General features: G+C 50.6%; 27 protein-coding genes, 1 rRNA gene and 1 other annotated feature. Of the genes, 14 read left to right on the forward strand and 14 right to left on the reverse strand.

From position 1 onward, the window contains the following. From OGV89_RS10535 to rluD, 4 genes are all read right to left on the reverse strand, one after another. Positions 1–363: ribosomal RNA gene (locus OGV89_RS10535) — 16S ribosomal RNA — on the reverse strand; the annotation flags it as partial. 440 nt (positions 364–803) lie between these two features. Next, positions 804–3,377 carry an ATP-dependent chaperone ClpB gene (clpB, locus tag OGV89_RS10540; RefSeq protein WP_003845841.1) on the reverse strand — a complete coding sequence of 858 codons (2,574 nt, stop codon included), beginning with the start codon at positions 3,375–3,377 and terminating at the stop codon, positions 804–806. A gap of 129 nt (positions 3,378–3,506) precedes the next feature. Further along, the gene (yfiH, locus tag OGV89_RS10545) at positions 3,507–4,238 is read right to left on the reverse strand and encodes a purine nucleoside phosphorylase YfiH (RefSeq protein ID WP_003845843.1); all 732 of its coding nucleotides are present in this window, start codon (positions 4,236–4,238) and stop codon (positions 3,507–3,509) included. Then, positions 4,235–5,215, reverse strand: coding sequence for a 23S rRNA pseudouridine(1911/1915/1917) synthase RluD (gene rluD, locus OGV89_RS10550; RefSeq protein WP_003031246.1), 981 nt, complete (start codon positions 5,213–5,215; stop codon positions 4,235–4,237). Before rluD ends, yfiH begins: the two co-directional genes overlap by 4 nt. 131 nt (positions 5,216–5,346) lie before the next feature. On the opposite strand from rluD, the gene bamD reads away from it, so the two are divergent. The 4 genes from bamD to pheA all read left to right on the forward strand — a co-directional run bounded on the left by bamD (position 5,347) and on the right by pheA (position 8,103). Continuing rightward, the gene (gene bamD, locus OGV89_RS10555; protein ID WP_003031245.1) at positions 5,347–6,084 is read left to right on the forward strand and encodes an outer membrane protein assembly factor BamD; all 738 of its coding nucleotides are present in this window, start codon (positions 5,347–5,349) and stop codon (positions 6,082–6,084) included. 269 nt (positions 6,085–6,353) lie between these two features. Then, positions 6,354–6,692 (forward strand): ribosome-associated translation inhibitor RaiA, encoded by a 339-nt coding sequence (raiA, locus tag OGV89_RS10560; RefSeq protein WP_003031244.1) that lies wholly within the window; start codon positions 6,354–6,356, stop codon positions 6,690–6,692. A 102-nt stretch (positions 6,693–6,794) separates the two neighbouring features. Further along, positions 6,795–6,920: a sequence feature (Phe leader region), on the forward strand. Continuing rightward, the gene (gene pheL / locus OGV89_RS10565) at positions 6,796–6,843 is read left to right on the forward strand and encodes a pheA operon leader peptide PheL (RefSeq protein ID WP_100250063.1); all 48 of its coding nucleotides are present in this window, start codon (positions 6,796–6,798) and stop codon (positions 6,841–6,843) included. It overlaps the preceding feature by 48 nt. 22 nt (positions 6,921–6,942) lie before the next feature. After that, positions 6,943–8,103, forward strand: coding sequence for a bifunctional chorismate mutase/prephenate dehydratase (gene pheA / locus OGV89_RS10570; RefSeq protein WP_003845846.1), 1,161 nt, complete (start codon positions 6,943–6,945; stop codon positions 8,101–8,103). Between the two features lie 96 nt (positions 8,104–8,199). Here the strand turns inward: pheA and tyrA are convergent, their stop codons facing one another. Together tyrA and aroF are read right to left on the reverse strand one after the other, a co-directional pair. Next, positions 8,200–9,321, reverse strand: a complete 1,122-nt coding sequence (gene tyrA / locus OGV89_RS10575; protein WP_003031242.1) for a bifunctional chorismate mutase/prephenate dehydrogenase — start codon at positions 9,319–9,321, stop codon at positions 8,200–8,202. A 10-nt stretch (positions 9,322–9,331) separates the two neighbouring features. After that, the gene (aroF, locus tag OGV89_RS10580; protein ID WP_003031241.1) at positions 9,332–10,402 is read right to left on the reverse strand and encodes a 3-deoxy-7-phosphoheptulonate synthase AroF; all 1,071 of its coding nucleotides are present in this window, start codon (positions 10,400–10,402) and stop codon (positions 9,332–9,334) included. A 214-nt stretch (positions 10,403–10,616) separates the two neighbouring features. On the opposite strand from aroF, the gene OGV89_RS10585 reads away from it, so the two are divergent. The 4 genes from OGV89_RS10585 to OGV89_RS10600 all read left to right on the forward strand — a co-directional run bounded on the left by OGV89_RS10585 (position 10,617) and on the right by OGV89_RS10600 (position 13,382). Then, positions 10,617–10,991: a DUF2799 domain-containing protein gene (locus OGV89_RS10585; RefSeq protein WP_286558616.1), complete on the forward strand. Its 375-nt coding sequence runs from the start codon at positions 10,617–10,619 to the stop codon at positions 10,989–10,991. Between the two features lie 158 nt (positions 10,992–11,149). Then, complete coding sequence (gene yfiR / locus OGV89_RS10590) at positions 11,150–11,668, forward strand: regulatory sequestration protein YfiR (RefSeq protein WP_003839843.1); 519 nt, start codon at positions 11,150–11,152, stop codon at positions 11,666–11,668. Continuing rightward, a complete protein-coding gene (gene dgcN / locus OGV89_RS10595; RefSeq protein ID WP_032937960.1) occupies positions 11,661–12,887 on the forward strand; it encodes a diguanylate cyclase DgcN/YfiN in 1,227 nt (408 codons plus the stop codon). The genes yfiR and dgcN overlap by 8 nt, the downstream gene beginning before the upstream one ends. Positions 12,888–12,899: 12 nt before the next feature. After that, positions 12,900–13,382 carry an OmpA family protein gene (locus OGV89_RS10600; protein WP_032937964.1) on the forward strand — a complete coding sequence of 161 codons (483 nt, stop codon included), beginning with the start codon at positions 12,900–12,902 and terminating at the stop codon, positions 13,380–13,382. A 131-nt stretch (positions 13,383–13,513) separates the two neighbouring features. On the opposite strand, the gene rplS is transcribed toward OGV89_RS10600, so the two are convergent. The 5 genes from rplS to ffh all read right to left on the reverse strand — a co-directional run bounded on the left by rplS (position 13,514) and on the right by ffh (position 17,139). Then, positions 13,514–13,861: a 50S ribosomal protein L19 gene (gene rplS, locus OGV89_RS10605; RefSeq protein ID WP_002914145.1), complete on the reverse strand. Its 348-nt coding sequence runs from the start codon at positions 13,859–13,861 to the stop codon at positions 13,514–13,516. 39 nt (positions 13,862–13,900) lie between these two features. Next, entirely contained in the window at positions 13,901–14,668 is a 768-nt protein-coding gene (gene trmD, locus OGV89_RS10610) for a tRNA (guanosine(37)-N1)-methyltransferase TrmD (protein ID WP_003031232.1), read from the reverse strand. A gap of 44 nt (positions 14,669–14,712) precedes the next feature. After that, positions 14,713–15,261, reverse strand: coding sequence for a ribosome maturation factor RimM (gene rimM / locus OGV89_RS10615; protein ID WP_003031230.1), 549 nt, complete (start codon positions 15,259–15,261; stop codon positions 14,713–14,715). A gap of 18 nt (positions 15,262–15,279) precedes the next feature. After that, a complete protein-coding gene (rpsP, locus tag OGV89_RS10620; RefSeq protein WP_003031228.1) occupies positions 15,280–15,528 on the reverse strand; it encodes a 30S ribosomal protein S16 in 249 nt (82 codons plus the stop codon). 249 nt (positions 15,529–15,777) lie between these two features. After that, entirely contained in the window at positions 15,778–17,139 is a 1,362-nt protein-coding gene (ffh, locus tag OGV89_RS10625) for a signal recognition particle protein (protein ID WP_003031226.1), read from the reverse strand. A gap of 165 nt (positions 17,140–17,304) precedes the next feature. On the opposite strand from ffh, the gene OGV89_RS10630 reads away from it, so the two are divergent. Together OGV89_RS10630 and OGV89_RS10635 are read left to right on the forward strand one after the other, a co-directional pair. Further along, positions 17,305–18,096 carry a cytochrome C assembly family protein gene (locus OGV89_RS10630; protein ID WP_003031224.1) on the forward strand — a complete coding sequence of 264 codons (792 nt, stop codon included), beginning with the start codon at positions 17,305–17,307 and terminating at the stop codon, positions 18,094–18,096. Positions 18,097–18,114: 18 nt separating this feature from the next. Then, the gene (locus OGV89_RS10635; RefSeq protein ID WP_008324538.1) at positions 18,115–19,404 is read left to right on the forward strand and encodes an HlyC/CorC family transporter; all 1,290 of its coding nucleotides are present in this window, start codon (positions 18,115–18,117) and stop codon (positions 19,402–19,404) included. A 49-nt stretch (positions 19,405–19,453) separates the two neighbouring features. On the opposite strand, the gene grpE is transcribed toward OGV89_RS10635, so the two are convergent. Further along, positions 19,454–20,047 (reverse strand): nucleotide exchange factor GrpE, encoded by a 594-nt coding sequence (grpE, locus tag OGV89_RS10640; protein ID WP_003031221.1) that lies wholly within the window; start codon positions 20,045–20,047, stop codon positions 19,454–19,456. Positions 20,048–20,169: 122 nt separating this feature from the next. Between grpE and nadK the strand changes: the two genes are divergently transcribed. The 3 genes from nadK to bamE all read left to right on the forward strand — a co-directional run bounded on the left by nadK (position 20,170) and on the right by bamE (position 23,289). Further along, complete coding sequence (gene nadK / locus OGV89_RS10645; protein WP_003031220.1) at positions 20,170–21,048, forward strand: NAD(+) kinase; 879 nt, start codon at positions 20,170–20,172, stop codon at positions 21,046–21,048. An 85-nt stretch (positions 21,049–21,133) separates the two neighbouring features. Then, a complete protein-coding gene (gene recN / locus OGV89_RS10650; protein WP_049014480.1) occupies positions 21,134–22,795 on the forward strand; it encodes a DNA repair protein RecN in 1,662 nt (553 codons plus the stop codon). A 149-nt stretch (positions 22,796–22,944) separates the two neighbouring features. Continuing rightward, a complete protein-coding gene (bamE, locus tag OGV89_RS10655; RefSeq protein WP_003826401.1) occupies positions 22,945–23,289 on the forward strand; it encodes an outer membrane protein assembly factor BamE in 345 nt (114 codons plus the stop codon). A gap of 50 nt (positions 23,290–23,339) precedes the next feature. On the opposite strand, the gene OGV89_RS10660 is transcribed toward bamE, so the two are convergent. Together OGV89_RS10660 and ratA are read right to left on the reverse strand one after the other, a co-directional pair. Next, positions 23,340–23,636: an RnfH family protein gene (locus OGV89_RS10660; protein ID WP_003839823.1), complete on the reverse strand. Its 297-nt coding sequence runs from the start codon at positions 23,634–23,636 to the stop codon at positions 23,340–23,342. Continuing rightward, positions 23,620–24,063 (reverse strand): type II toxin-antitoxin system toxin RatA, encoded by a 444-nt coding sequence (ratA, locus tag OGV89_RS10665; protein WP_003031213.1) that lies wholly within the window; start codon positions 24,061–24,063, stop codon positions 23,620–23,622. Before ratA ends, OGV89_RS10660 begins: the two co-directional genes overlap by 17 nt. Before the next feature lie 154 nt (positions 24,064–24,217). Between ratA and smpB the strand changes: the two genes are divergently transcribed. Further along, positions 24,218–24,700 (forward strand): SsrA-binding protein SmpB, encoded by a 483-nt coding sequence (gene smpB, locus OGV89_RS10670; protein WP_003031211.1) that lies wholly within the window; start codon positions 24,218–24,220, stop codon positions 24,698–24,700. Positions 24,701–24,810 lie beyond the last annotated feature (110 nt).

Consider the following 24,810-nt stretch of genomic DNA (forward strand, 5'->3'; position numbering starts at 1 on the left):
TCCCCACTGCTGCCTCCCGTAGGAGTCTGGACCGTGTCTCAGTTCCAGTGTGGCTGGTCATCCTCTCAGACCAGCTAGGGATCGTCGCCTAGGTGAGCCGTTACCCCACCTACTAGCTAATCCCATCTGGGCACATCCGATGGCAAGAGGCCCGAAGGTCCCCCTCTTTGGTCTTGCGACGTTATGCGGTATTAGCTACCGTTTCCAGTAGTTATCCCCCTCCATCGGGCAGTTTCCCAGACATTACTCACCCGTCCGCCACTCGTCACCCAAGGAGCAAGCTCCTCTGTGCTACCGTTCGACTTGCATGTGTTAGGCCTGCCGCCAGCGTTCAATCTGAGCCATGATCAAACTCTTCAATTTAAGTTTGATGCTCGTGAATTAAACTTCGTAATGAATTACGTATGTTCACTCAGAGACTTGGTATTCATTTTTCGTCTTGCGACGTTAAGAATCCGTATCTTCGAGTGCCCACACAGATTGTCTGATAAATTGTTAAAGAGCAGTGCCGCTTCGCTTTTTCTCAGCGGCGCGGGGTGTGCATATTACGCCATCCCGCTACGAAGTCAAGCATTCAATTTCGCTTTCTTCGCCGGAGTTCTCAGTGGAACCCCGCTGACCCGGCGGTTTGTAATCCGTTGTTCCGTGTCAGTGGTGGCGCATTATAGGGAGTTATTTCGGGCTGACAAGTTAAAAATATAAAAAACTTATCAAGCGATTACTTTTCAATCAATACGTCTATTTTCGCCTGAATTTTAAACAAAAACGAGCCCCGCAGGGCTCGTTTATTGTTGTTTTGTGACTTACTGCACTGCCACGATGCGATCGTCATTCACTTCCAGACGAATCGTTTTGCCCGGAATCAGTTCACCAGACAGAATTTGCTGCGCCAGCGGGTTTTCGATCTGCTGCTGGATAGCACGTTTCAATGGACGTGCGCCATACACCGGATCGTAACCATTCGCACTCAGCAGTTTAAGCGCCTCGTCAGAAATATGGATTTCATAGCCACGCTCTTCCAGACGTTTGTACAGACGCTGCAGCTGGATCTGAGCAATAGAAGCAATGTGCTGCTCACCCAACGGATGGAATACAACAACCTCATCTATACGGTTGATGAATTCCGGGCGGAAGTTATGGCTCACGACGCCCAGCACCATATCTTTCATGTGGCCGTAATCCAGCTCACCAAAGCGTTCCTGGATTAGATCAGACCCCAGGTTTGAGGTCATGATGACAACCGTATTACGGAAGTCGACCGTTCTTCCCTGTCCGTCAGTCAGACGACCATCGTCAAGCACCTGCAGCAGAATGTTGAACACATCCGGGTGCGCTTTTTCCACTTCATCCAGCAGGATGACAGAGTAAGGACGACGACGTACTGCTTCCGTCAGATACCCACCTTCTTCATAACCGACATATCCCGGAGGTGCCCCAACCAAGCGAGACACCGAGTGTTTCTCCATAAACTCGGACATATCGATACGCACCATTGCGTCGTCACTGTCGAACATAAAGTTTGCCAGCGCTTTGCACAGTTCGGTTTTACCGACCCCGGTTGGACCAAGGAACAAGAATGAACCAATCGGACGATTCGGATCGGACAAGCCCGCGCGGCTACGACGGATGGCGTTAGAAACGGCTTCCACCGCTTCGTTCTGACCAATCACACGGCTGTGCAGCTCCTGTTCCATACGCAACAGTTTTTCCCGTTCGCCTTCCAGCATGCGAGCAACCGGGATCCCGGTCCAGCGCGCCAGCACCTCAGCAATTTCTGCATCCGTGACTTTATTACGCAGCAGACGCATGGTTTTGCCTTCAGACTGGGTGGCTGCTTCCAGCTGTTTTTCCAGTTCAGGAATTTTGCCGTACTGCAGTTCAGACATCCGCGCCAGGTCGCCAACGCGGCGCGCCTGTTCGATGGCGATTTTTGCCTGCTCCAGCTCAGCCTTGATAGTTTGCGTTCCCGAGAGGGAGGCTTTTTCAGCTTTCCACTCTTCCTCTAACTCAGAATACTGGCGCTCTTTGTCGTCCAGCTCTTCGTTGAGCATATCGAGACGTTTTTTACTTGCCTCATCAGACTCTTTCATTAATGCCTGCTGTTCCAGTTTGAGCTGGATAATACGGCGGTCGAGTCTGTCGAGTTCCTCCGGCTTGGAGTCAATCTGCATACGAATGCTGGATGCCGCTTCGTCAATAAGGTCGATAGCTTTATCCGGTAACTGACGATCGGCAATATAACGATGAGACAACGTAGCTGCCGCAACAATCGCCGGGTCAGTAATCTGCACATGATGGTGCAGCTCATAACGTTCTTTCAGGCCACGCAAGATTGCGATGGTGTCTTCCACTGAAGGTTCAGCCACAAACACTTTCTGGAAACGACGTTCCAGCGCCGCATCTTTTTCGATGTACTGGCGATATTCATCAAGCGTTGTGGCACCTACGCAGTGCAGTTCCCCGCGAGCCAGCGCTGGTTTCAGCATGTTCCCGGCGTCCATCGCGCCATCGGCTTTACCCGCCCCAACCATGGTATGCAATTCGTCGATAAACAGAATGACGTTGCCTTCCTGTTTCGAGAGATCGTTCAGCACACCTTTTAAGCGCTCTTCAAACTCACCGCGATATTTGGCCCCAGCCACCAGCGCGCCCATATCCAGCGCCAGTACACGACGGCCTTTTAAGCCCTCCGGCACTTCACCATTGATGATGCGTTGGGCCAGCCCTTCAACAATGGCTGTTTTACCGACACCGGGTTCACCGATTAACACTGGGTTATTTTTAGTACGACGTTGCAGCACCTGAATGGTACGGCGAATTTCTTCATCACGGCCGATAACTGGATCGAGTTTGCCCTGTTCAGCACGTTCAGTCAGATCGACGGTATATTTTTTCAAGGCCTGACGTTGGTCTTCAGCCCCCTGGTCATTCACGCTTTCACCTCCACGCATTTGTTCAATTGCCTGAGTGATATTGGCGGTCGTCGCCCCAGCTGATTTTAATAAGTCGGTCAGCGTACCGCGTGACTCAAGCACCGCCAGAACGAACAGTTCTGACGAAATAAAGTTGTCCCCACGTTTTTGCGCCAGCTTGTCGCAAAGATTCAGTACACGCACCAGTTCCTGAGAAGGCTGCACATCACCGCCGGTACCTTCTACCTGCGGCAAACGGCTCAACGCCTGGTCAATGGTTGTACGTAACTGGCCAGCATTAATGCCAGCAGACGTTAATAAAGGACGTACCGATCCCCCTTCCTGATTCAGCAAGGCGCTCATTAGATGAAGTGGTTCGATGAATTGATTGTCGTGCCCCAATGCGAGTGACTGGGCATCGGCAAGAGCAAGCTGGAATTTATTGGTAAGACGATCCAGACGCATAACTCCTCCCATAACAGGTCAAAATTGCTACTGGAGATTAAATGAGGTCATCCCTCAATTATTCAAGGTGAATGACCTGAATTATGTGAAAAGAAAATTACACGTACCGGATCGTCTTGATTCTTTAGGTTATATCAGCCAAATAAAACTTGCCATACGACCCGTGGTATTGTCGCGACGATAAGAGAAGAACGTCTCACTTTCACTAAAGGTGCAACGGTCGCCGCCGTGGATGTTCTCCACGCCGACATTTGCCAGCCGCTGACGGGCAAGCTGGTAGATATCCGCCAGATACTTGTCGCCGCGCGGTACAAATGCGAGGTCCGCTTGCGGATCTTTCGTCATGAATGCCTCGCGAACTTCTGCTCCCACTTCAAAGGCGTTTGGGCCTATCGCCGGGCCTAGCCAGGCAATAATGTTTTCAGGTTCGTCGGCAAAACACGCCACCGTCTCTTCCAGCACGCCAGCGCATAATCCTCGCCAACCCGCATGGGCCGCAGCCACTTCCGTCCCGGCGCGATTGCAAAACAGCACCGGCAGACAATCAGCGGTCATTACCGCACACACTGTGCCCGGCGTGTTGCTATACGACGCATCTGCGCGTTTGGAGGCGTAAGGCCCGCCTGTCAGTTTCAGGACATCCTTACCGTGGACCTGCTCCAGCCAGACCGGCTTTGACGGCAGATTGCCCGCAGCAAACAGTCGTTTGCGGTTCTCTTCAACATGCTCCGGGTTATCGCCGCAATGGGCGCCCAGATTCAGCGAATCGTAAGGCGGCATACTGACTCCGCCAATACGGGTAGAACTACACGCCGCGACACCTTGAGGTATCGGCCACTGCGGAACAATTAGCTTACTCATAGCCAGGCAATATCATCCTTATGTTCTTCGAAATCAGCGCGCATCACTTCAATCAATTGCACCATATCTTGTGGGATCGGCGCATGCCATTCCATTTCGATACCGGAAATCGGGTGATACAAACGCAGCATGGTCGCATGTAGCGCCTGGCGGTCGAACTTACGCAGTACGGAGATAAATTCGTCAGAAGCGCCTTTCGGTGGACGTGGACGACCGCCGTAGACCTGATCGCCCACCAGCGGATGAGTGATATGTGCCATGTGCACGCGGATCTGGTGCGTACGTCCGGTTTCCAGACGCAACCGCAGACGCGTGTGCACACGGAAGTGTTCCATAATGCGATAGTGCGTTACCGCCGGTTTCCCCATTGGGTGTACCGCCATGTGCGTACGCTTGGTCGGGTGACGGCTAATCGGTTCCTCAACGGTTCCGCCAGCAGTCATGTGACCAATTGCTACGGCTTCGTACTCACGGGTAATTTCGCGCAGCTGCAATGACTCAACCAGACGTGTTTGTGCCGGAACCGTTTTTGCCACCACCATTAATCCGGTCGTGTCTTTATCCAGACGGTGTACGATACCGGCACGAGGAACATCCGCGATTGGCGGGTAGTAATGCAGTAACGCATTCAATACCGTACCATCAGGATTTCCGGCGCCCGGATGCACTACAAGGTCACGGGGTTTGTTGATGACAAGAATATCATCATCTTCATAAACGATATCCAGTGGGATATCCTGAGGTTCAAAACGAACCTCTTCATCAATTTCTGCATTGATGGAGACACGCTCTCCACCCAACACTTTTTCTTTCGGTTTATCGCAAAGATTGCCATTTACCAGCACGCGCTGGTCGAGGATCCATTCTTTTATGCGCGATCGCGAATAATCAGGGAACAATTCGGCCAAAGCCTGATCTAAGCGTTGACCGAGCTGATTTTCGGAGACTGTTGCGGTGAGTTCTACTCGTTGTGCCATAAACTGCTTCTTCGTTTAACGTTGGGTTTTACGGCTTTGCCGTTTAATATAGTGTGCTATTGTAGCTGGTCTTAACCGGGAGCAGGAACAGAGAATCTCCCGTATTACATTTTGAGGAAAGTCAAAACGTCATGACGCGCATGAAATATCTGGTGGCAGCAGCCACGTTGAGCCTGTTTTTGGCGGGTTGCTCTGGTTCAAAGGAAGAGGTGCCCGATAATCCGCCAAATGAAATCTACGCGACTGCTCAGCAAAAGCTGCAGGACGGTAACTGGAAACAGGCAATAACGCAATTGGAAGCGTTGGATAACCGTTATCCATTTGGACCGTATTCTCAGCAGGTGCAATTAGATCTCATCTACGCCTACTACAAAAACGCCGATCTGCCACTTGCTCAGGCTGCTATCGATCGTTTTATCCGTCTTAACCCGACACACCCTAACATTGATTATGTCATGTATATGCGTGGCCTGACCAATATGGCGTTGGATGATAGCGCACTGCAAGGATTCTTTGGTGTTGATCGCAGCGATCGCGATCCCCAACACGCCCGAGCTGCGTTTAATGACTTTTCCAAACTGGTACGTGGCTATCCGAACAGCCAGTACACCACTGATGCCACCAAACGTCTGGTGTTCCTGAAAGATCGTCTGGCGAAGTATGAATATTCTGTTGCGGAATACTACACTGCCCGCGGTGCATGGGTTGCCGTGGTAAACCGTGTGGAAGGCATGCTGCGCGACTACCCTGATACTCAGGCAACACGTGATGCTCTGCCGTTAATGGAAAAAGCTTATCGCCAGATGCAGATGAATGCGCAGGCAGAAAAAGTAGCGAAAATCATTGCCGCTAACAGCAGCAATACCTGATTTGGCTCAGAATGCAAAACGGCAGCCCAAGGGCTGCCGTTTTTTTATCCGTTAACGCTACAACTGAAGCGGTTTAGCTCCGACACATCCCATCAAATATGGCCTGCTTTCAGGTATTCCTCAAGTAAAAAATCGCCTGTTCCTGCGGTGCCTCACAAAAAGGTTTTCTTGACAAAAAGCGACAAAAAAATGTGATTTACATCACGCATTTTGACATTGGGAACGGTATGCTGGAATCACCAAGACGGGAAAGACAAGAGGTAAAATTTATGACAATGAACATTACCAGTAAACAAATGGAAATTACTCCGGCAATTCGCCAGCATGTCGCAGACCGTCTCGCCAAACTTGAAAAATGGCAAACTCATCTGATTAATCCACATATCATTCTGTCTAAGGAGCCACAGGGTTTCATTGCTGATGCCACCATCAATACACCGAACGGACATCTGGTCGCCAGCGCAAAACACGAGGATATGTACACCGCAATTAACGATTTGATCAACAAGCTGGAACGGCAGCTCAATAAAGTGCAGCACAAAGGCGAAGCCCGTCGTGCAACAACTTCAGTCAAAGACGCCAACTTCGTCGAAGCAGAAGAAGAGTAGTCCCTTACATTGAGTGTATCGCCAACGCGCCTTCGGGCGCGTTTTTTGTTGACAGGGTGAAAACAGTACGGGTACTTTACTGACGTAGCCAAAGGAAAATTACATGAAACTTGTTCCGTTCTTCTTCGCATTCTTTTTTACCTTCCCCTGAATGGGAGGCGTTTCGTCGTGTGATAAAGAATGCGAAGACGAACAATAAGGCCTCCCACAACGGGGGGCCTTTTTTATTGATAACAAGAAAGGCAACACTATGACATCGGAAAACCCATTGCTGGCGCTGCGCGATAAGATCAGCACGCTGGATGAAAAATTACTGGCCCTGCTGGCTGAGCGACGTGGACTGGCCGTAGAAGTTGGTAAAGCCAAACTGCTTTCACATCGTCCGGTACGAGATATCGACCGTGAACGTGACCTGTTGGACCGTCTGATTCAGTTGGGCAAAGCACATCATCTCGATGCTCACTACATTACCCGCCTGTTCCAGCTCATAATCGAAGACTCCGTCCTGACTCAACAGGCTCTGCTCCAGCAACACCTGAACAAAATTAACCCACACTCCGCGCGCGTGGCCTTCCTGGGGCCAAAAGGATCATATTCCCATCTGGCAGCACGTCAGTACGCCGCCCGCCATTTTGAACAATTTATTGAAAGCGGCTGCGCAAAATTTGCCGATATCTTTAATCAGGTCGAAACCGGACAGGCTGACTATGCTGTGGTTCCGATTGAAAACACCAGCTCCGGTGGGATTAACGACGTTTACGACCTGCTGCAGCACACCAGCCTGTCTATTGTTGGCGAGATGACCATTACGATAGACCACTGTGTACTGGTGTCCGGCACTACGGATCTTGAGACCATTGAAACGGTATACAGCCATCCGCAGCCGTTCCAGCAGTGCAGCAAGTTCCTGAATCGCTACCCGCACTGGAAGATTGAGTACACTGAAAGCACCTCTGCGGCAATGGAAAAAGTTGCGCAGGCTAACTCACCGCATGTGGCGGCCCTGGGGAGCGAAGCCGGAGGCGTACTGTATGGTTTGCAGGTTCTCGAGCATATTGAGGCTAACCAGTCGCAAAACATCACCCGCTTCGTGGTGCTGGCACGTAAAGCAATCAATGTATCCGACCAGGTTCCGGCAAAAACCACGTTGCTGATGGCAACAGGACAACAGGCCGGTGCGCTGGTAGAAGCATTGCTGGTGCTGCGTAAACATAATCTGATTATGACTAAACTGGAGTCACGCCCGATTCACGGCAATCCGTGGGAAGAGATGTTTTATCTTGATATCCAGGCCAACCTGGAATCGCCCCAAATGCAAAAAGCATTGAAAGAGCTGGGTGAGATTACACGTTCGATGAAAGTACTGGGATGCTATCCGAGTGAGAACGTGGTGCCGGTCGATCCGAGCTAACGTTTGACAATGCCGGATGGCACTACGCTTATCCGGCCTACAATTCATGCGATTTTTGTAGGCCGGATAAGTCGAAGCCGCCATTCTGCGTCTTAATTAAGGACGGCTGTCATTCGCCTGGCGTAACAAAGTACGGCTTTCACTCTGGAAGCGTTTCGCATAATCGCCAAACCAATGCTCCACCTTACGGAAACTGTCGATAAACGCTTGCTTATCGCCCTGCTCCAGTAAACCGATCGCCTCACCAAAACGTTGGTAGTAGCGTTTGATCAGCGCAAGGTTGCTCTCAGACGACATAATAATATCGGCATAGAGCTGCGGATCCTGGGCAAACAGACGGCCAACCATCGCCAGTTCAAGACGGTAAATCGGCGAAGAGAGCGCCAGCAGCTGCTCCAGTTGAACATTCTCTTCCGCTAAATGCAGACCGTAAGCAAAGGTCGCAAAGTGACGCAATGCCTGAATAAACGCCATGTTCTGATCGTGTTCAACGGCGCTGATCCGATGTAGTCGTGCACCCCATACCTGAATCTGTTCCAGAAACCACTGATAGGCTTCCGGCTGACGTCCATCACACCAGACGACGACCTGCTTTGCCAGGCTGCCACTGTCCGGACCAAACATTGGGTGTAACCCCACCACCGGGCCATCATGTGCAGCCAGCATCGCCTGCAAAGGACCATTTTTCACTGAAGCCAGATCCACCAGGATGCAGTCAGACGGCAGACGCGGTAGTTTGGCGATCACCTGCTCGGTGATGTGGATCGGCACACTGACGATCACCATCCCAGCATCAGAGACGATCTCCGGCGCGCGATCCCAATCCTGCTGTTCCAGGATCCGCACCTGGTAACCTGACAGGGTGAGCATTTTTTCAAACAGACGCCCCATCTGACCGCCGCCACCGACGATCACTACCGGCCGCAGAGAAGGACAAAGCGTTTTAAACCCTTTGTCGTTCTCACTGGAATAGGACTCACGCATAACGCGGCGTAGCACATCTTCAATCAGGTCCGGCGGCACGCCAAGGGCTTCCGCTTCCGCCCGGCGAGAGGCAAGCATAGAGGCTTCCCGTTCCGGCACGTAAATCGGCAACCCAAAACGGCTTTTTACTTCACCAACTTCGGCAACCAGCTCCAGGCGGCGTGCCAGTAAATCCAGCAGCGCCTTGTCGACTTCATCAATTTGATCGCGTAATGCGGTCAATTCAGCAACCATAACCAACCTCTTATGCTACACGCGCCGACAGCTGACCGTTTAAATCTTGACTAATTTCACGCAGCAGCGCATCCGTCATTTCCCAGCTAATGCAGGCATCGGTTACGGACACGCCGTATTTCATTTCGCTGCGCGGCTGTTCAGAAGACTGGTTGCCTTCGTGAATATTACTTTCAATCATCAAACCAATGATCGAGCGATTGCCATCTTTGATTTGTGCAATTACGGATTCAGCCACGGCAGGCTGACGGCGGTAATCTTTATTGGAATTACCATGACTGCAATCTACCATCAGAGAAGGTCGTAGTCCCGCCTGCTCCATCTCTTTTTCGCACTGGGCGACATCTGCCGGGCTGTAGTTCGGCGCTTTACCCCCGCGCAGGATCACGTGGCCGTCCGGATTCCCCTGAGTTTGCAACAGCGCAACCTGTCCGGCCTGATTAATACCAACAAAGCGGTGCGACTGCGCAGCCGCACGCATGGCGTTAATGGCGGTCGCCAGGCTACCGTCAGTACCATTCTTAAAGCCAACCGGCATCGAAAGACCGGAAGCCATTTCGCGGTGTGTCTGCGATTCCGTGGTACGGGCTCCGATTGCGGACCAGCTAAACAGATCGCCCAGGTATTGCGGGCTATTTGGATCCAGCGCTTCAGTTGCCAGCGGCAGTCCCATATTTACCAGTTCAAGCAGCAGCTGGCGCGCAATTTTCAGACCTGCTTCAACATCAAAAGAGCCATCCATATGAGGATCGTTAATTAACCCTTTCCAGCCAACGGTGGTACGGGGTTTTTCAAAATAGACGCGCATCACCAGGTAGAGGCTATCGCTGACCTCTGCGGCAAGGGCTTTAAATCGACGAGCATACTCAATAGCCATTTCAGGATCGTGAATGGAGCATGGGCCACATACGACCAGCAGGCGCGGATCGCGACCGGAGATAATATCTGAGATGGTTTTACGCGACTGGGCGATTTGCGCCTCTTGCTCCTGGCTCAGCGGAAATTCAGCTTTCAGCTGCTCCGGGGTCATCAGAACCTGTTCGTCGGTAATATGTACGTTGTTCAGCGCGTCTTTTTGCATGATGGTGATCCTGTTTAGCTCGTTTGCGATAGTTGATCCTCAGCGAGGAGGAAATAACGATACCACAACAGGTAAAGATTTCAATCCACAATCCGTAAATTTTAATTTACACGGCGTTATTTTAAGGCAAAAACAGCCCTTATAAACGTACACTTATATTTACATCACGAATTTTAAGATCCGCTATGCTTAAAAAAACAAGGGAGCACAGGCAATGAAGCAACTCATCAGCATCTTATTTCTATTCCTTCTTAGCGGATGTCAGATAGATCCCTATACCCATGCCCCCACCTGGACTGGTACTGACTGGTATGACGCCGGGATACAAGATGCCATTTCGGGCTATGCCGTTAAAGATAATGAAACTCTTGCCGACAACTTCAATGATCCCGAAGTCGATCGTACGAAATATCTTAAGGGTTACGCCGAAGGACAACGCAAAATCTGCCAGCAAGATATTGTTTACGCCAGAGGTCTGGCCGGGAAAACCTTTCCTGCAAGTTGTGATACGGTCGAAAATATTGACCAGTTACACGATGCCTGGAAAAAAGGAGCAAACGAAGGTACTGCCTCAATAAGATTAAACTAAACAATGGCTTAAATTTTACAGCCAACTAGGATTTAACTTAAATCGCCATCAGCTTTACCCCTGGAATAATGACGACTTAGGAAAATAATGTTATTTTGTCTTAAACAATCTTGAATGTATTTCGACGCTTTACGGCAAACGCTGGTAGGTAACTATTCATGAGCTATTCTTACCGACTCATACTTCTACTGGCACTGCTCCTGACCGGGTTACCGCTGTACGCCCAAAGCGTTACAGAAGAAGCAAAATCTGTACGTGCTATGGTTTCCGGCATCGTCAGTTATACACGCTGGCCAGCACTTTCCGGGCCACCCAAACTGTGTATTTTCTCTTCATCGCGTTTTTCCAGTGTTCTGGAAGATACCAGTACTGGGGCATTACCCTATCTTCCCGTCATCATTCGTACGGAACAAGAAATATTAGTTTCGCAATGTGACGGTTTTTATTTTGGAAAAGAATCACCTACTTATCAGGTGGAATTAAAGAATAAATATCCGACTAAGGCATTGCTATTAATTGCAGAACAAAATCCCGAATGCGTTATTGGCAGCGCCTTTTGCCTCATAATTAAAGATGAAGATGTGAGATTTTCCGTAAATATGGATTCCCTTTCACGCAGCGGCGTAAGGGTAAGTCCTGACGTATTGATGCTTGCACGGAATAATAAGCATGGATAAGGGCCATTCTCCTGTAACACGCCCAACGTTTAAACGGACATTACGGCGTATCAGCATAATCAGCGTCCTGGTGACGATGACGTTGATCTGGCTGCTGCTCAGCATTTCTTCCGTGCTGGCCTTAAGACAGTATGCGCAAAAGAATCTGGATCTGACTGCCGCTACCATGACCCGCACGCTTGAAGCTGCATTAGTCTTTTCTGATAGTGTTGCAGCAACTGAAACACTGGCGGCACTGGGCCAGCAAGGGCAATTTTCCGTTGCGGAAGTTCGTAATAAACACCAGAAGGTGATCGCCACCTGGCGCTATAACGCGCAAGACACCACGGAGAAGATCAGCGGACTGATCAGCCACTGGCTGTTCCCACAACCGGTCACTCAGCCTATTTTGCATAATGGCAACGTCATAGGCGAAGTACGATTGACTGCACGCGATAGCGTTATCAGCCGTTTCATCTATTTGTCGCTGGCCGTTCTTACCGGGTGCATTTTGTTGGCATCAGGCATAGCATTAATGCTCACCCGCTATTTACACAATGGCGTCGTGGAAGCCCTGCAAAATATAACCGAGGTGGTACATGATGTACGTACCAACCGTAACTTTTCGCGACGCGTTTCCGAGGAACGCATTGAAGAGTTTCATCTTTTTGCCCAAGACTTTAATAGTCTGCTGGACGAGATGGAGGAGTGGCAACTTCGGCTGCAGGCAAAGAACGCTCAACTTTTGCGTACCGCGCTACATGATCCTCTGACGGGCCTGGCAAATCGCGCCGCTTTTCGTAGCAGTATTAACGCGCTGATGAATGACGATGCCGCCCACAGCAGCTCCGCTTTGTTATTCCTTGATGGTGATAATTTTAAATTTATCAATGATACCTGGGGCCACGCTGCGGGGGATCGGGTTCTGATTGAAGTCGCTAAAAGGCTGTCCGAATTTGGCGGTAATCGACATTCGCCATACAGACTTGGCGGCGACGAGTTCGCGATGGTGCTGTATAGCGTTCATTCTGAATATGAGGTTCAGCGAATCTGCGCGGCACTGTCACAAGAGTTTAACCGACCTTTTGACCTACATAATGGTCATCTGGCAAGCATGACACTCAGCATTGGGTTTGCGCTGACGTGGGAACATGCCTCTGCCGAGAAATTACAAGAACTTGCCGATCAAAATATGTATCAGGCCAAAAATTTGCGTTCTGAACGCACTATTATTAAATAAGGAATTACACACATGCTAAAACGTTTATTATCCCCGTTTCTTCTGCTTTTACTGATTCTGGCAGGCTGTCAGGCACCTCAGGGAAAATTTACCCCAGAGCAAATTGCAGCCATGAAATCGTACGGATTTACCGAAGCTTCCGGAGACTGGTCTCTGGGCCTGTCTGATAACATCCTGTTTGACAAAAATGACTATAAACTCCGTCCTGAAAGTGAAAAACAGATCAAGGAAATGGCATCCAAACTGGCAGCTACCGGGCTAAATCATGCTCGCCTGGATGGTCATACTGATAACTACGGTGAAGACAGCTATAACGAAGCTCTGTCGCTCAAACGCGCGAATGTGGTTGCCGATGCCTGGGCGCAGGGCGCCAACATTCCCCGCACCAACCTGACGACTCAGGGACTCGGGAAGAAATATCCCATTGCCAGCAACCAGACATCAAAAGGTCGTGCTGAAAACCGCCGCGTTGCCGTCGTGATCGCTACACCATAATCACTCTCCTACTGGCTGCGCGCCGCGCAGTCATTCCATTGCCATAAAGAACAACAGAGCAAACGTCGGGATAAAAAAAGGGCCAGCCTTTCGGCCAGCCCTTTTCTAACAGGATGTCGCTTGCGCGAATCTTAGTTAAGACGCTCTTTGATACGAGCAGACTTACCAGTGCGCTCACGCAGGTAGTACAGTTTAGCTTTACGAACAGCACCACGACGTTTAACAGCAATGCTGTCAACTACCGGAGAGTGAGTCTGGAAGACACGCTCAACGCCTTCGCCGTTGGAAATTTTACGAACAGTGAATGCAGAGTGCAGACCGCGGTTACGAATAGCGATAACCACGCCCTCGAATGCCTGCAGACGTTTTTTGGAACCTTCAACAACCCATACTTTCACTTCCACGGTATCACCCGGACGGAAGGAAGGTACGTCCTGCTTCATCTGTTCTTGTTCAAGTTGCTTAATAATGTTGCTCATAATTTAATCTCTTATCCTGGGTAAACTGATATTGGGGGCTTACGCCTGCCCATCATGTTTATGTTGCTGTTGTGCGTGTTCCTTTTTGAACTCCGCCAGCAACCTTGCTTGCTCTTCAGTCAGAGCCAGGTTTTCCAGAAGTTCAGGTCTTCTAAGCCAGGTCCGGCCCAGCGACTGTTTCAAACGCCAGCGACGTATCTCAGCGTGGTTTCCTGACAGTAACACTGCCGGTACTTCCATCTGCTCTAACACTTCAGGTCGGGTATAGTGCGGGCAATCCAGCAATCCATCAGCAAACGAATCTTCGATTGCTGAAGCTTCATGACCCAGAACTCCCGGAATAAACCGGGAAACGGAGTCGATCAGCGTCATTGCCGGTAACTCACCACCGCTGAGTACGTAATCGCCGATTGACCATTCTTCGTCAATTTCGGTTTGAATCACGCGCTCATCTATTCCTTCATAGCGACCACATACCAGAATCAGCTTTTGATTCGTGGCCAGTTCGCTAACGCCCGCTTGATCAAGCTTGCGTCCCTGAGGTGACAAATAAATCACCTTTGCGCCTTCACCAGCCGCAGCTTTTGCTGCATGAATGGCGTCCCGTAAAGGTTGCACCATCATTAACATCCCCGGTCCGCCGCCGTACGGACGATCGTCCACGGTACGGTGCCGGTCATGAGTAAAGTCACGAGGACTCCAACTCTGGATGTTCAGCAGGCCATTTTTTACTGCCCGGCCAGTTACCCCGTAATCGGTAATTGCGCGGAACATTTCTGGAAACAGGCTAACGATACCTATAAACACAAGCCAATCCCCATAACGCCGACTTTTACCGTTTATCCGGTGGTTTAAAAACCAGGATCCCAATCTACTTCGATAGTACGAGTAGCGAGATCGACTTTCTTGATAACCTGCCCATCGAGGAACGGCACAAGACGTTCCTTGATACCAAACGCATCTTTCAGGTTTGCCTTGATGACGATGACGTCATTCGAACCGGTTTCCATCATATCGACGACTTTACCGAGATCGTAGCCTTCAGTGGTCACTACCTGGCAGCCCATAAGGTCTTTCCAGTAGTAGGAACCATCTTCCAGCGCTGGCAACTGCGAGGAATCCACGACAATTTCGCAATTAGTCAGTAGATTCGCCGAATCACGATCGTCAACGCCTTTCAGCTTGATGATCAGATCCTGATTGTGGTGCTTCCAGCTTTCCAGCTGTACTTGCTGCCACTGACCCGCCTTCTGGATAAACCAGGGCTGATAGTCAAAAATGCTTTCGGCGTCTTCAGTGGAAGAAAACACTCTGAGCCAACCACGGATACCGTAAGAAGACCCCATTTTCCCCAAAACGATGGGTTCTACAGGAGCCTGTGCGGCGAGTTGCTTGCTCATCATGACCACCGTGACAGATTAAGCTGCTTTGTTTGCTGCTTTGATCAGCGTAGCTACGCGATCAGAAATAGTCGCGCCCTGGCCAACCCAGTGAGCGATGCGATCCAGATCCAGGCGAGTGCCTTCTTCTTTTTCGCTAGCGATTGGGTTAAAGAAGCCAACGCGCTCGATGAAGCGACCGTTGCGTGCATTACGGCTGTCGGTAACAACAACCTGGTAGAACGGACGCTTTTTAGCGCCGTGACGAGCTAAACGAATAGTAACCATAACATCCTCTTGTGTGAATAAAACACCCAGGCCCCATCGAGGAACGGAGCCCGGGTGTCATATTAAAAGCCCGAAAATTTTACTGATTTCTGGGGAAAATGCAATCAGCAGTTGATAACTCTGCTATAAAAGGCCGTCGGCGGTGCCGTCAGTTCGGTGCCGGTGTGCGCGCAGCCACCGGAGCGTACACGCAGTACGTGAGGATGGCGAGCACACCCCGGTGCCGAAATGGCAAACAAGCCAGGCCGATTAGCGGCCAGGGAAGCCGGGCGGCATCATCCCCTTCATACCACGCATCATCTTCGCCATACCGCCCTTCTTCATTTTCTTCATCATGCGCTGCATGTCGTCGAACTGTTTCAGAAGGCGGTTTACGTCCTGTACCTGCATACCGCAACCGGCAGCGATACGGCGTTTACGGGAACCTTTGATAATTTCCGGCTTAGCGCGTTCTTTCATCGTCATCGAATTGATGATGGCTTCCATACGCACCAGAACTTTATCGTCCATCTGCGATTTCACATTGTCAGGGATCTGACCCATGCCCGGCAGCTTGCCCATCAGGCTTGCCATACCGCCCATGTTTTTCATCTGGTTGAGCTGTTCAAGGAAATCATTGAGATCGAAGCCATCGCCTTTTTTCAGCTTACTGGCTAATTTTTCTGCCTGCGCGCGGTCAACCTTGCTTTCGATATCTTCGATCAGCGACAGCACGTCGCCCATGCCGAGAATACGCGAAGCAATCCTGTCGGGGTGGAACGGCTCCAGCGCTTCGGTTTTCTCGCCGACGCCGAGGAATTTAATTGGCTTACCGGTAATATGACGAATAGAAAGCGCCGCACCGCCACGGGCATCACCATCAACTTTTGTCAGTACTACGCCGGTTAACGGTAGCGCTTCGTTAAAGGCTTTTGCGGTATTCGCGGCATCCTGACCGGTCATGGCGTCGACCACAAACAGCGTTTCTACCGGTTTGATAGAAGCGTGGACCTGTTTGATTTCGTCCATCATCGCTTCGTCAACGTGCAGACGACCGGCGGTATCCACCAGCAGCACGTCATAGAATTTGAGTTTGGCTTCTTTCAGCGCGGCGTTAACGATATCGACCGGCTTCTGGCCAACATCCGACGGGAAGAAGTCCACGCCGACCTGCTCGGCCAGAGTTTCCAACTGTTTGATCGCCGCCGGGCGATAAACGTCCGCGGAGACCACCAGCACTTTTTTCTTGTGCTTCTCGCGCAGGAATTTACCCAGCTTACCGACGCTGGTCGTTTTACCCGCACCCTGCAGGCCCGCCATAAGCACCACGGCTGGCGGCTGTGCAGCCAGATTCAGGGTCTGGTTTTCTTCGCCCATTGCCGCAACCAGTTCGTTACGGACAATCTTGACGAATTCCTGACCCGGCGTCAGGCTTTTGTTAACTTCATGACCAACCGCTTTCTCTTTTACGCGATTGATAAACTCACGCACTACCGGCAGCGCTACGTCAGCCTCCAGCAGCGCCATGCGCACTTCGCGCAGCGTCTCTTTAACGTTGTCTTCAGTAAGGCGTCCACGGCCACTGATATTGCGCAGCGTGCGCGACAAACGATCGGTTAAATTATCAAACATTGTCTCTCGCCTGGGGTGGAAACGGTCGGTCGCAACAGCGACACATCAACAGAAATTTGTCGCAGTATAACATGAAGCCGCCTTTGTTGTTATGCAACGGTTGGAGCAGCGGTCACGTAACGCTATACTGCTTTTCTTTATCACTGGCCAACTGTCGACACCTATATGCCCGTTTTTGCTCTGCTCGCCCTTGTCGCCTACTCAGTCAGCCTCGCGCTGATTATTCCCGCTCTGCTGCAAAAAAACAGCGGCTGGCGGCGTATGGCTATTCTCTCTGCGGTTGTCGCGCTGGTAAGCCATGCTATCGCCCTGGAAGCGCGTATTCTGCCCGGCGGTGAAAGCGGACAAAACCTGAGTCTGTTGAACGTCGGCTCGCTGGTGAGCCTGATGATCTGTACGGTAATGACCATTGTCGCTTCCCGCAATCGAGGCTGGCTATTGCTGCCCATTGTCTACGCCTTTGCGCTGATAAACCTGGCCTTCGCCACGTTTATGCCTAACGAGTTCATCACCCATCTCGAAGCTACGCCGGGCATGATGATCCATATCGGGCTTTCGCTTTTCGCTTACGCCACGCTGATTATCGCCGCACTCTATGCGCTACAGCTTGCATGGATTGACTACCAACTGAAAAACAAAAAACTGGCTTTCAGCAATGAGATGCCGCCGTTGATGAGTATTGAGCGGAAAATGTTTCATATCACCCAAATTGGCGTGGTTCTGCTGACACTCACCCTGTGCACAGGCCTGTTTTACATGCATAACCTGTTCAGTACCGAGAACATTGATAAAGCCGTTCTCTCTATCGTGGCATGGTTTGTCTATATCGTTCTGTTGTGGGGGCATTACCATGAAGGTTGGCGCGGACGTCGCGTCGTATGGTTTAACGTCGCAGGCGCAGGCATTCTGACACTGGCCTATTTCGGCAGTCGTATCCTGCAGCAGTTCGTGAGTTAAATCTTTAAGGAATCCTACGTGGAACACATCTCCACCACCACGCTCATTGTCACGCTCCTCATCATGGTGGTCATTTCCGCCTATTTTTCCGGTTCTGAAACCGGAATGATGACCCTGAATCGCTATCGTCTACGTCATCGGGCCAAGCAGGGAAATCGACAGGCAAAACGCGTTGAAAAGTTACTTCGCAAGCCGGATCGCCTGATAAGCCTGGTGCTCATCGGCAATAATCTGGTGAATATTCTGGCCTCCGCGCTCGGTACTATTGTCGGTATGCGCCTGTATGGCGATGCGGGCGTCGCCATTGCCACTGGGGTACTGACGTTTGTGGTACTGGTTTTTGCCGAAGTACTGCCAAAGACGATTGCCGCACTATATCCGGAAAAAGTCGCCTATCCGAGCAGTGTCCTGCTGGCTCCCCTGCAGATTCTGATGATGCCGTTGGTATGGTTACTCAACACCATCACGCGGCTGCTGATGCGCATGATGGGCATCAAAACGGATATCGTCGTGAGCGGTTCGCTGAGTAAAGATGAACTGCGAACGCTGGTGAATGAATCGCGCTCGCAAATCTCACGCCGTAACCAGGATATGCTGCTGTCAGTGCTGGATCTGGAAAAAGTCAGCGTCGATGACATCATGATCCCGCGTAATGAAATTATCGGCATTGATATCAACGATGACTGGAAATCAATCGTGCGTCAGCTTTCGCACTCTCCGCACGGTCGTATTGTGCTGTATCGTGACTCGCTGGACGACGCTATCAGTATGCTACGCGTACGTGAAGCCTGGCGATTGATGGCCGAGAAAAAAGAGTTCACCAAAGAGACCATGTTACGCGCCGCCGACGAAATTTATTACGTTCCGGAAGGCACGCCACTCAGCACCCAGCTCATTAAATTTCAGCGCAATAAGAAGAAAGTGGGCCTGGTCGTCAATGAATATGGTGATATTCAGGGACTGGTTACGGTCGAGGATATCCTGGAAGAGATTGTTGGTGACTTCACGACCTCAATGTCACCGACGCTTGCCGAAGAAGTCACACCGCAGAATGACGGTTCGGTGATCATTGACGGTAGCGCCAACGTTCGTGAAATCAATAAGGCGTTTAACTGGCACCTGCCGGAAGATGATGCACGTACCGTGAACGGTATTATTCTTGAAGCGCTGGAAGAGATCCCGGTTGCCGGAACACGTGTGCGTATTGGGCAGTACGATATCGATATTCTCGACGTGCAGGACAATATGATTAAACAGGTGCAGGTGTTGCCCGTCAAACCGCTGCGGGAAAGCGTATCGGACCAGTGAGAGTAATCCAGACCGGGTAGCGCATCAGCATTACCCGGTCTGAGGCTGATTAGCCTTTGGCTTTCGCCACAGAGACCATCGCCGCACGGATGGTACGTCCGTTCAGGGTATAGCCTTTCTGCATAACCATCAGCACATTACCGGCAGCAACGTCGTCAGACTCTACCATGGCAATCGCCTGATGCACGTTCGGGTCCATCGGCACGTCAATATCCGCAACCACTTGTACGCCAAACTTCGCCACAACATCCAGCATTGACTTACGGGTCAGCTCAATACCTTCAACCATCGCCGCCATCGCGTCATTGTCTTTGTCCGCCACTTCCAGCGCACGGTCCAGGCTATCCAGCACCGGCAGCAGCTCGTTGACGAATTTTTCCAGTGCAAACTTATGCGCTTTTTCTACGTCCAGTTCGGTACGACGACGCAGGTTTTCCATTTCCGCTTTGATACGCAACACGCTGTCGCGCTCGCGAGTTTCGGCTTCAGCAAGCTGAGCTTCCAGATTCGCAATTTTTTCATCGCGCGGATCCACCTGCTCAGCAGAAGCGTCTGATTCAACCGCCTCAACTTCTTCGTGCTGATCCATGATAATTTCTTCCGGGGCTTGCCCCTCAGGCGTTTTCTGTTCTTTACTACTCATGAATTTCTCCGCGTTTTTTTCGCATTCATCTCGCTAACCTGGATTATTATGGGGATAAGATTCAGGGTTTCAAGGGAAGTACTCACATTGTCACTAATCTTCGTTACAAGGACCTCGAGAAAATGAACAAACATTTCAAGTGTATTGGCATTGTGGGGCATCCACGTCACCCCACTGCACTGACCACACATGAAATGCTCTACCGTTGGCTGTGCGCCAAAGGTTATGAGGTAATCGTTGAGCAACAAATCGCCCACGAGCTGCAGCTGAAAAATGTGAAAACCGGTACGCTCGCAGAGATTGGCCAGCAGGCAGACCTCGCCGTGGTTGTCGGTGGCGACGGCAATATGCTGGGCGCCGCACGCACCCTGGCACGTTATGACATCAAGGTTATTGGCATTAACCGCGGCAACCTCGGTTTCCTGACCGACCTTGACCCAGACAATGCGCAACAACAGTTAGCTGACGTGCTGGAAGGCCACTACATCAGCGAAAAGCGCTTTTTACTCGAAGCCCAGGTGTGCCAACTGGACTGCCAGAAGCGTATTAGCACTGCGATCAATGAAGTTGTGTTGCACCCCGGAAAAGTGGCGCACATGATTGAATTTGAAGTCTATATCGATGAAATTTTTGCCTTCTCCCAGCGTTCAGACGGCTTGATTATTTCCACACCGACCGGCTCTACTGCCTACTCACTCTCTGCCGGAGGCCCGATACTGACGCCTTCGCTGGATGCCATTACGCTAGTCCCGATGTTCCCACATACGCTTTCCGCACGACCACTGGTGATCAACAGTAGCAGCACCATTCGCCTGCGCTTCTCTCATCGCCGTAACGATCTGGAAATCAGCTGTGACAGCCAGATCGCCCTGCCTATACAGGAAGGTGAAGACGTATTAATTCGCCGCTGTGATTATCATCTGAACCTGATACATCCAAAAGATTACAGCTATTTCAACACATTAAGCACTAAGCTAGGCTGGTCAAAAAAATTATTCTAATTTAACGCCAACCTCTTTACTGTATAAAAAACCAGTTTATACTGTATGTAATTACAGTTATGGTTTTTCATACAGGAAAACAGCTATGTTGGCACAACTGACCATCAGCAATTTTGCTATCGTTCGTGAACTTGAGATCGATTTCCAGAACGGAATGACCGTTATTACCGGTGAAACCGGTGCGGGTAAGTCCATTGCCATTGATGCTCTCGGTTTGTGCCTGGGCGGACGCGCAGACGCCGACATGGTACGTGCAGGCGCCACGCGAGCCGACCTCTGCGCCCGCTTCACCTTAAAAGACACCCCCGCGGCCCTGCGCTGGCTGGAAGAAAACCAGCTTGAGGAAGGCCGTGAGTGTTTGCTACGTCGCGTTATCAGCAGCGACGGACGTTCACGTGGCTTCATTAACGGCACTGCCGTACCGCTGTCACAGCTGCGCGAGTTGGGCCAGTTGCTTATTCAAATCCACGGTCAGCATGCGCATCAGCTCCTGACAAAATCAGAACACCAAAAATCCCTGCTTGATGGCTACGCCAATGAAGCGCCCCTGACTCAGGAAATGGCTGTGCGCTACCAACTGTGGCACCAAAGCTGCCGTGACCTGGCACATCATCAACAACAGAGTCAGGAACGCGCAGCCCGGGCAGAGCTATTGCAATACCAGTTAAAAGAACTGAACGAATTCAACCCGCAGCCAGGTGAATTTGAGCAAATTGATGAAGAATACAAGCGTCTGGCTAACAGCGGGCAATTGCTCACCACCAGCCAACAGGCACTGGCTATCATGGCAGACGGCGAAGACGTTAATCTGCAAAGCCAGCTGTACACGGCAAAACAGTTGGTTAGTGAACTGGCAGGAATGGACGGTAAGCTCTCCGGTATTCTGGACATGCTGGAAGAGGCCACTATCCAGCTCAGCGAAGCCAGCGACGAACTGCGCCACTATTGCGATCGTCTGGATTTAGACCCTAACCGTTTGTTCGAACTTGAGCAGCGTATTTCCAAACAAATCTCATTGGCGCGAAAGCATCATGTTGCCCCTGAAGCGCTGCCACAGTTCTATCAGTCATTGCTGGATGAACAACAGCAGTTAGACGATCAGGCCGACTCTCTCGAAACCTTAACCCTGGCGGTGAACAATCACCACCAGCAGGCACTGGAAACGGCAAAAATGCTGCACCAACAGCGCCAGCATTATGCTCAGGAACTGGGACAGCTTATTACAGAGAGCATGCATACTCTCTCAATGCCGCACGGTGTCTTTTGCATTGATGTGAAATTTGAGGAACATCATTTGAGCTCAGACGGTGCCGATCGCGTAGAGTTTAAAGTGACCACTAACCCAGGCCAGCCGTTGCAGCCGATTGCGAAAGTCGCTTCCGGTGGGGAATTGTCGCGCATTGCGCTGGCTATTCAGGTTATTACCGCACGTAAAATGGAAACACCGGCGCTGATTTTCGATGAAGTGGATGTCGGCATCAGCGGCCCGACTGCTGCGGTGGTGGGAAAAATGCTGCGTCAGTTAGGCGAGTCAACCCAGGTAATGTGTGTTACTCACCTGCCGCAGGTTGCTGGCTGTGGTCATCAACATTTCTATGTCAGCAAAGAAACTGACGGCGCGATGACCGAAACACACATGCAGCCACTTGATAAACGCGCTCGTCTGCAGGAATTAGCCCGCTTACTCGGAGGTAGCGAAGTAACGCGCAATACCCTCGCAAATGCAAAAGAACTGCTGGCGGCATAAACTTTTTTACCTTGTTAAGGTCTGAGTTCAACATAAAATCGCCGACCGACCCGACAGCAAAAGGTTTTAAAGTGGTGAAAGGTCTATTATCATCGGCATATTACATATGAGCCGCGTACTGCTCGGGCCCGAAAAGGAATCAAATCACTATGCGCTGTAAAACGCTGACTGCTGCTGCAGCAGTACTACTGATGTTGACTGCAGGCTGTTCCACTCTGGAGCGAGTGGTTTACCGCCCTGACATCAACCAGGGAAATTATCTGACACCTACCGATGTCGCCAAAGTGCGCACGGGTATGACGCAACAGCAGGTTGCTTATGCTCTGGGTACACCAATGATGTCCGATCCTTTTGGCACTAACACCTGGTTTTATGTGTTCCGTCAGCAACCTGGTCATGAAGGCGTAACCCAGCAAACACTGACGCTGACTTTTAACAGCAGCGGCGTTTTGACGAACATTGATAACAAACCTGCGTTGACCGACAACAAGTAGGATTAACAGATCAAAAAAAGGTGCTCAATGAGCACCTTTTTTATTGTCTGCTATTTTTTTGCGGATTTCTCTGCTCGCTGTCGGCGCAGCTCTTTCGGATCAGCAATCAGTGGCCGGTATATTTCCACCCGATCGCCATCATGCAGAACATCAGCAAGTTTAACCGGACGGCTGTATATCCCGACTTTATTTTTGCTGAGATCGATATCGGTACGTAATTCCAGTAGACCGGAAGCGCGGATTGCCTCTTCCACCGTAGCACCCTGTTGCAGTGTTACACGCTGTAGATACTGTTTCTCGGGCAGCGCATACGCCACTTCAACGACAATTTTAGCCGACGCTGACACTGTAAACCTCTTTCGCGCGAACCGTGAAGGCCTGCACCATGTTTGAAGCCAGTTCTTTAAAGATACGACCAAACGCCAGCTCGATTAACTTATTGGTAAACTCAAAATCGAGATGAAATTCAATACGACATGCTTCATGACTCAGTGGCGTAAACTTCCATCCGCCAATGAGTTTCTTGAACGGGCCGTCGACCAGATGCATCAGGATGCTCTGGTTACTGGTCAATTGATTGCGCGTGGTGAACGTTTTGCTAATCCCTGCTTTCGAGACATCCACAGCCGCGGTCATCTGTCCCGGAGTTGACTCCAGCACACGGCTACCGGTGCAACCCGGTAAAAACTGGGGATAGGATTTAACATCATTCACTAGCTGATACATCTGTTCCGCACTGTAAGGTACTAAAGCGGTCCGGCTAATCTGAGGCATAACAATTTCCATCAATATCAATCACACAAATAATACCATTTATCCCCCGCTAAAAAAAACGCTATAGCCTAACTCGTGCTAAGATAGCGCCTTGCGCCCCGCTGGATGAAATGGGGTGTTTTTCGATTCCAGATTACCTATACTGAGCGGCATTATGACGAAGAAAAAAGCACACAAACCTGGCTCAGCCACAATCGCGCTTAACAAGCGCGCACGACACGAATACTTTATTGAAGAAGAGTTCGAAGCAGGACTCGCTCTGCAAGGTTGGGAAGTCAAATCTCTGCGCGCAGGTAAAGCTAACATCGGCGATAGCTATGTCATCCTTAAAGACGGCGAAGCGTTCCTGTTTGGCGCCAACTTCACGCCAATGGCTGTTGCCTCAACGCATGTGGTATGTGATCCCACCCGTACCCGTAAGCTGTTGTTAAACCAGCGTGAACTCGACTCCCTGTATGGTCGTATGAATCGTGACGGTTATACCGTCGTTGCGCTTTCACTGTACTGGAAAAATGCCTGGTGCAAAGTGAAAATTGGCGTCGCAAAAGGTAAGAAACAGCACGACAAGCGCTCCGATGTGAAAGAACGCGAATGGCAGTTAGATAAAGCGCGTATTATGAAAAATGCTGGTCGCTAAACGCTACTCCTCTGTGACCAGTCTCTCACCCTGAGACTGGTTCTTATTTTTTAGTTATTGAAACCCACCCAATACATTCATCAAATTTATGGTTTATTTGTGCTGAATCG

Origin of the sequence: Citrobacter sp. Cf125 (genome assembly GCF_030333935.1) — a bacterium.
GTDB lineage: Bacteria > Pseudomonadota > Gammaproteobacteria > Enterobacterales > Enterobacteriaceae > Citrobacter > Citrobacter freundii.

Bases quoted from the DNA above. Each gene is read 5' to 3' on its own strand.
- clpB (WP_003845841.1), bottom strand. From the start codon at position 3,377: ATGCGTCTGGATCGTCTTACCAATAAATTCCAGCTTGCTCTTGCCGAT.
- yfiH (WP_003845843.1), bottom strand. From the start codon at position 4,238: ATGAGTAAGCTAATTGTTCCGCAGTGGCCGATACCTCAAGGTGTCGCG.
- rluD (WP_003031246.1), bottom strand. From the start codon at position 5,215: ATGGCACAACGAGTAGAACTCACCGCAACAGTCTCCGAAAATCAGCTC.
- bamD (WP_003031245.1), top strand. From the start codon at position 5,347: ATGACGCGCATGAAATATCTGGTGGCAGCAGCCACGTTGAGCCTGTTT.
- raiA (WP_003031244.1), top strand. From the start codon at position 6,354: ATGACAATGAACATTACCAGTAAACAAATGGAAATTACTCCGGCAATT.
- pheA (WP_003845846.1), top strand. From the start codon at position 6,943: ATGACATCGGAAAACCCATTGCTGGCGCTGCGCGATAAGATCAGCACG.
- tyrA (WP_003031242.1), bottom strand. From the start codon at position 9,321: ATGGTTGCTGAATTGACCGCATTACGCGATCAAATTGATGAAGTCGAC.
- aroF (WP_003031241.1), bottom strand. From the start codon at position 10,402: ATGCAAAAAGACGCGCTGAACAACGTACATATTACCGACGAACAGGTT.
- OGV89_RS10585 (WP_286558616.1), top strand. From the start codon at position 10,617: ATGAAGCAACTCATCAGCATCTTATTTCTATTCCTTCTTAGCGGATGT.
- yfiR (WP_003839843.1), top strand. From the start codon at position 11,150: ATGAGCTATTCTTACCGACTCATACTTCTACTGGCACTGCTCCTGACC.
- dgcN (WP_032937960.1), top strand. From the start codon at position 11,661: ATGGATAAGGGCCATTCTCCTGTAACACGCCCAACGTTTAAACGGACA.
- OGV89_RS10600 (WP_032937964.1), top strand. From the start codon at position 12,900: ATGCTAAAACGTTTATTATCCCCGTTTCTTCTGCTTTTACTGATTCTG.
- rplS (WP_002914145.1), bottom strand. From the start codon at position 13,861: ATGAGCAACATTATTAAGCAACTTGAACAAGAACAGATGAAGCAGGAC.
- rimM (WP_003031230.1), bottom strand. From the start codon at position 15,261: ATGAGCAAGCAACTCGCCGCACAGGCTCCTGTAGAACCCATCGTTTTG.
- rpsP (WP_003031228.1), bottom strand. From the start codon at position 15,528: ATGGTTACTATTCGTTTAGCTCGTCACGGCGCTAAAAAGCGTCCGTTC.
- ffh (WP_003031226.1), bottom strand. From the start codon at position 17,139: ATGTTTGATAATTTAACCGATCGTTTGTCGCGCACGCTGCGCAATATC.
- OGV89_RS10630 (WP_003031224.1), top strand. From the start codon at position 17,305: ATGCCCGTTTTTGCTCTGCTCGCCCTTGTCGCCTACTCAGTCAGCCTC.
- grpE (WP_003031221.1), bottom strand. From the start codon at position 20,047: ATGAGTAGTAAAGAACAGAAAACGCCTGAGGGGCAAGCCCCGGAAGAA.
- nadK (WP_003031220.1), top strand. From the start codon at position 20,170: ATGAACAAACATTTCAAGTGTATTGGCATTGTGGGGCATCCACGTCAC.
- recN (WP_049014480.1), top strand. From the start codon at position 21,134: ATGTTGGCACAACTGACCATCAGCAATTTTGCTATCGTTCGTGAACTT.
- bamE (WP_003826401.1), top strand. From the start codon at position 22,945: ATGCGCTGTAAAACGCTGACTGCTGCTGCAGCAGTACTACTGATGTTG.
- ratA (WP_003031213.1), bottom strand. From the start codon at position 24,063: ATGCCTCAGATTAGCCGGACCGCTTTAGTACCTTACAGTGCGGAACAG.
- smpB (WP_003031211.1), top strand. From the start codon at position 24,218: ATGACGAAGAAAAAAGCACACAAACCTGGCTCAGCCACAATCGCGCTT.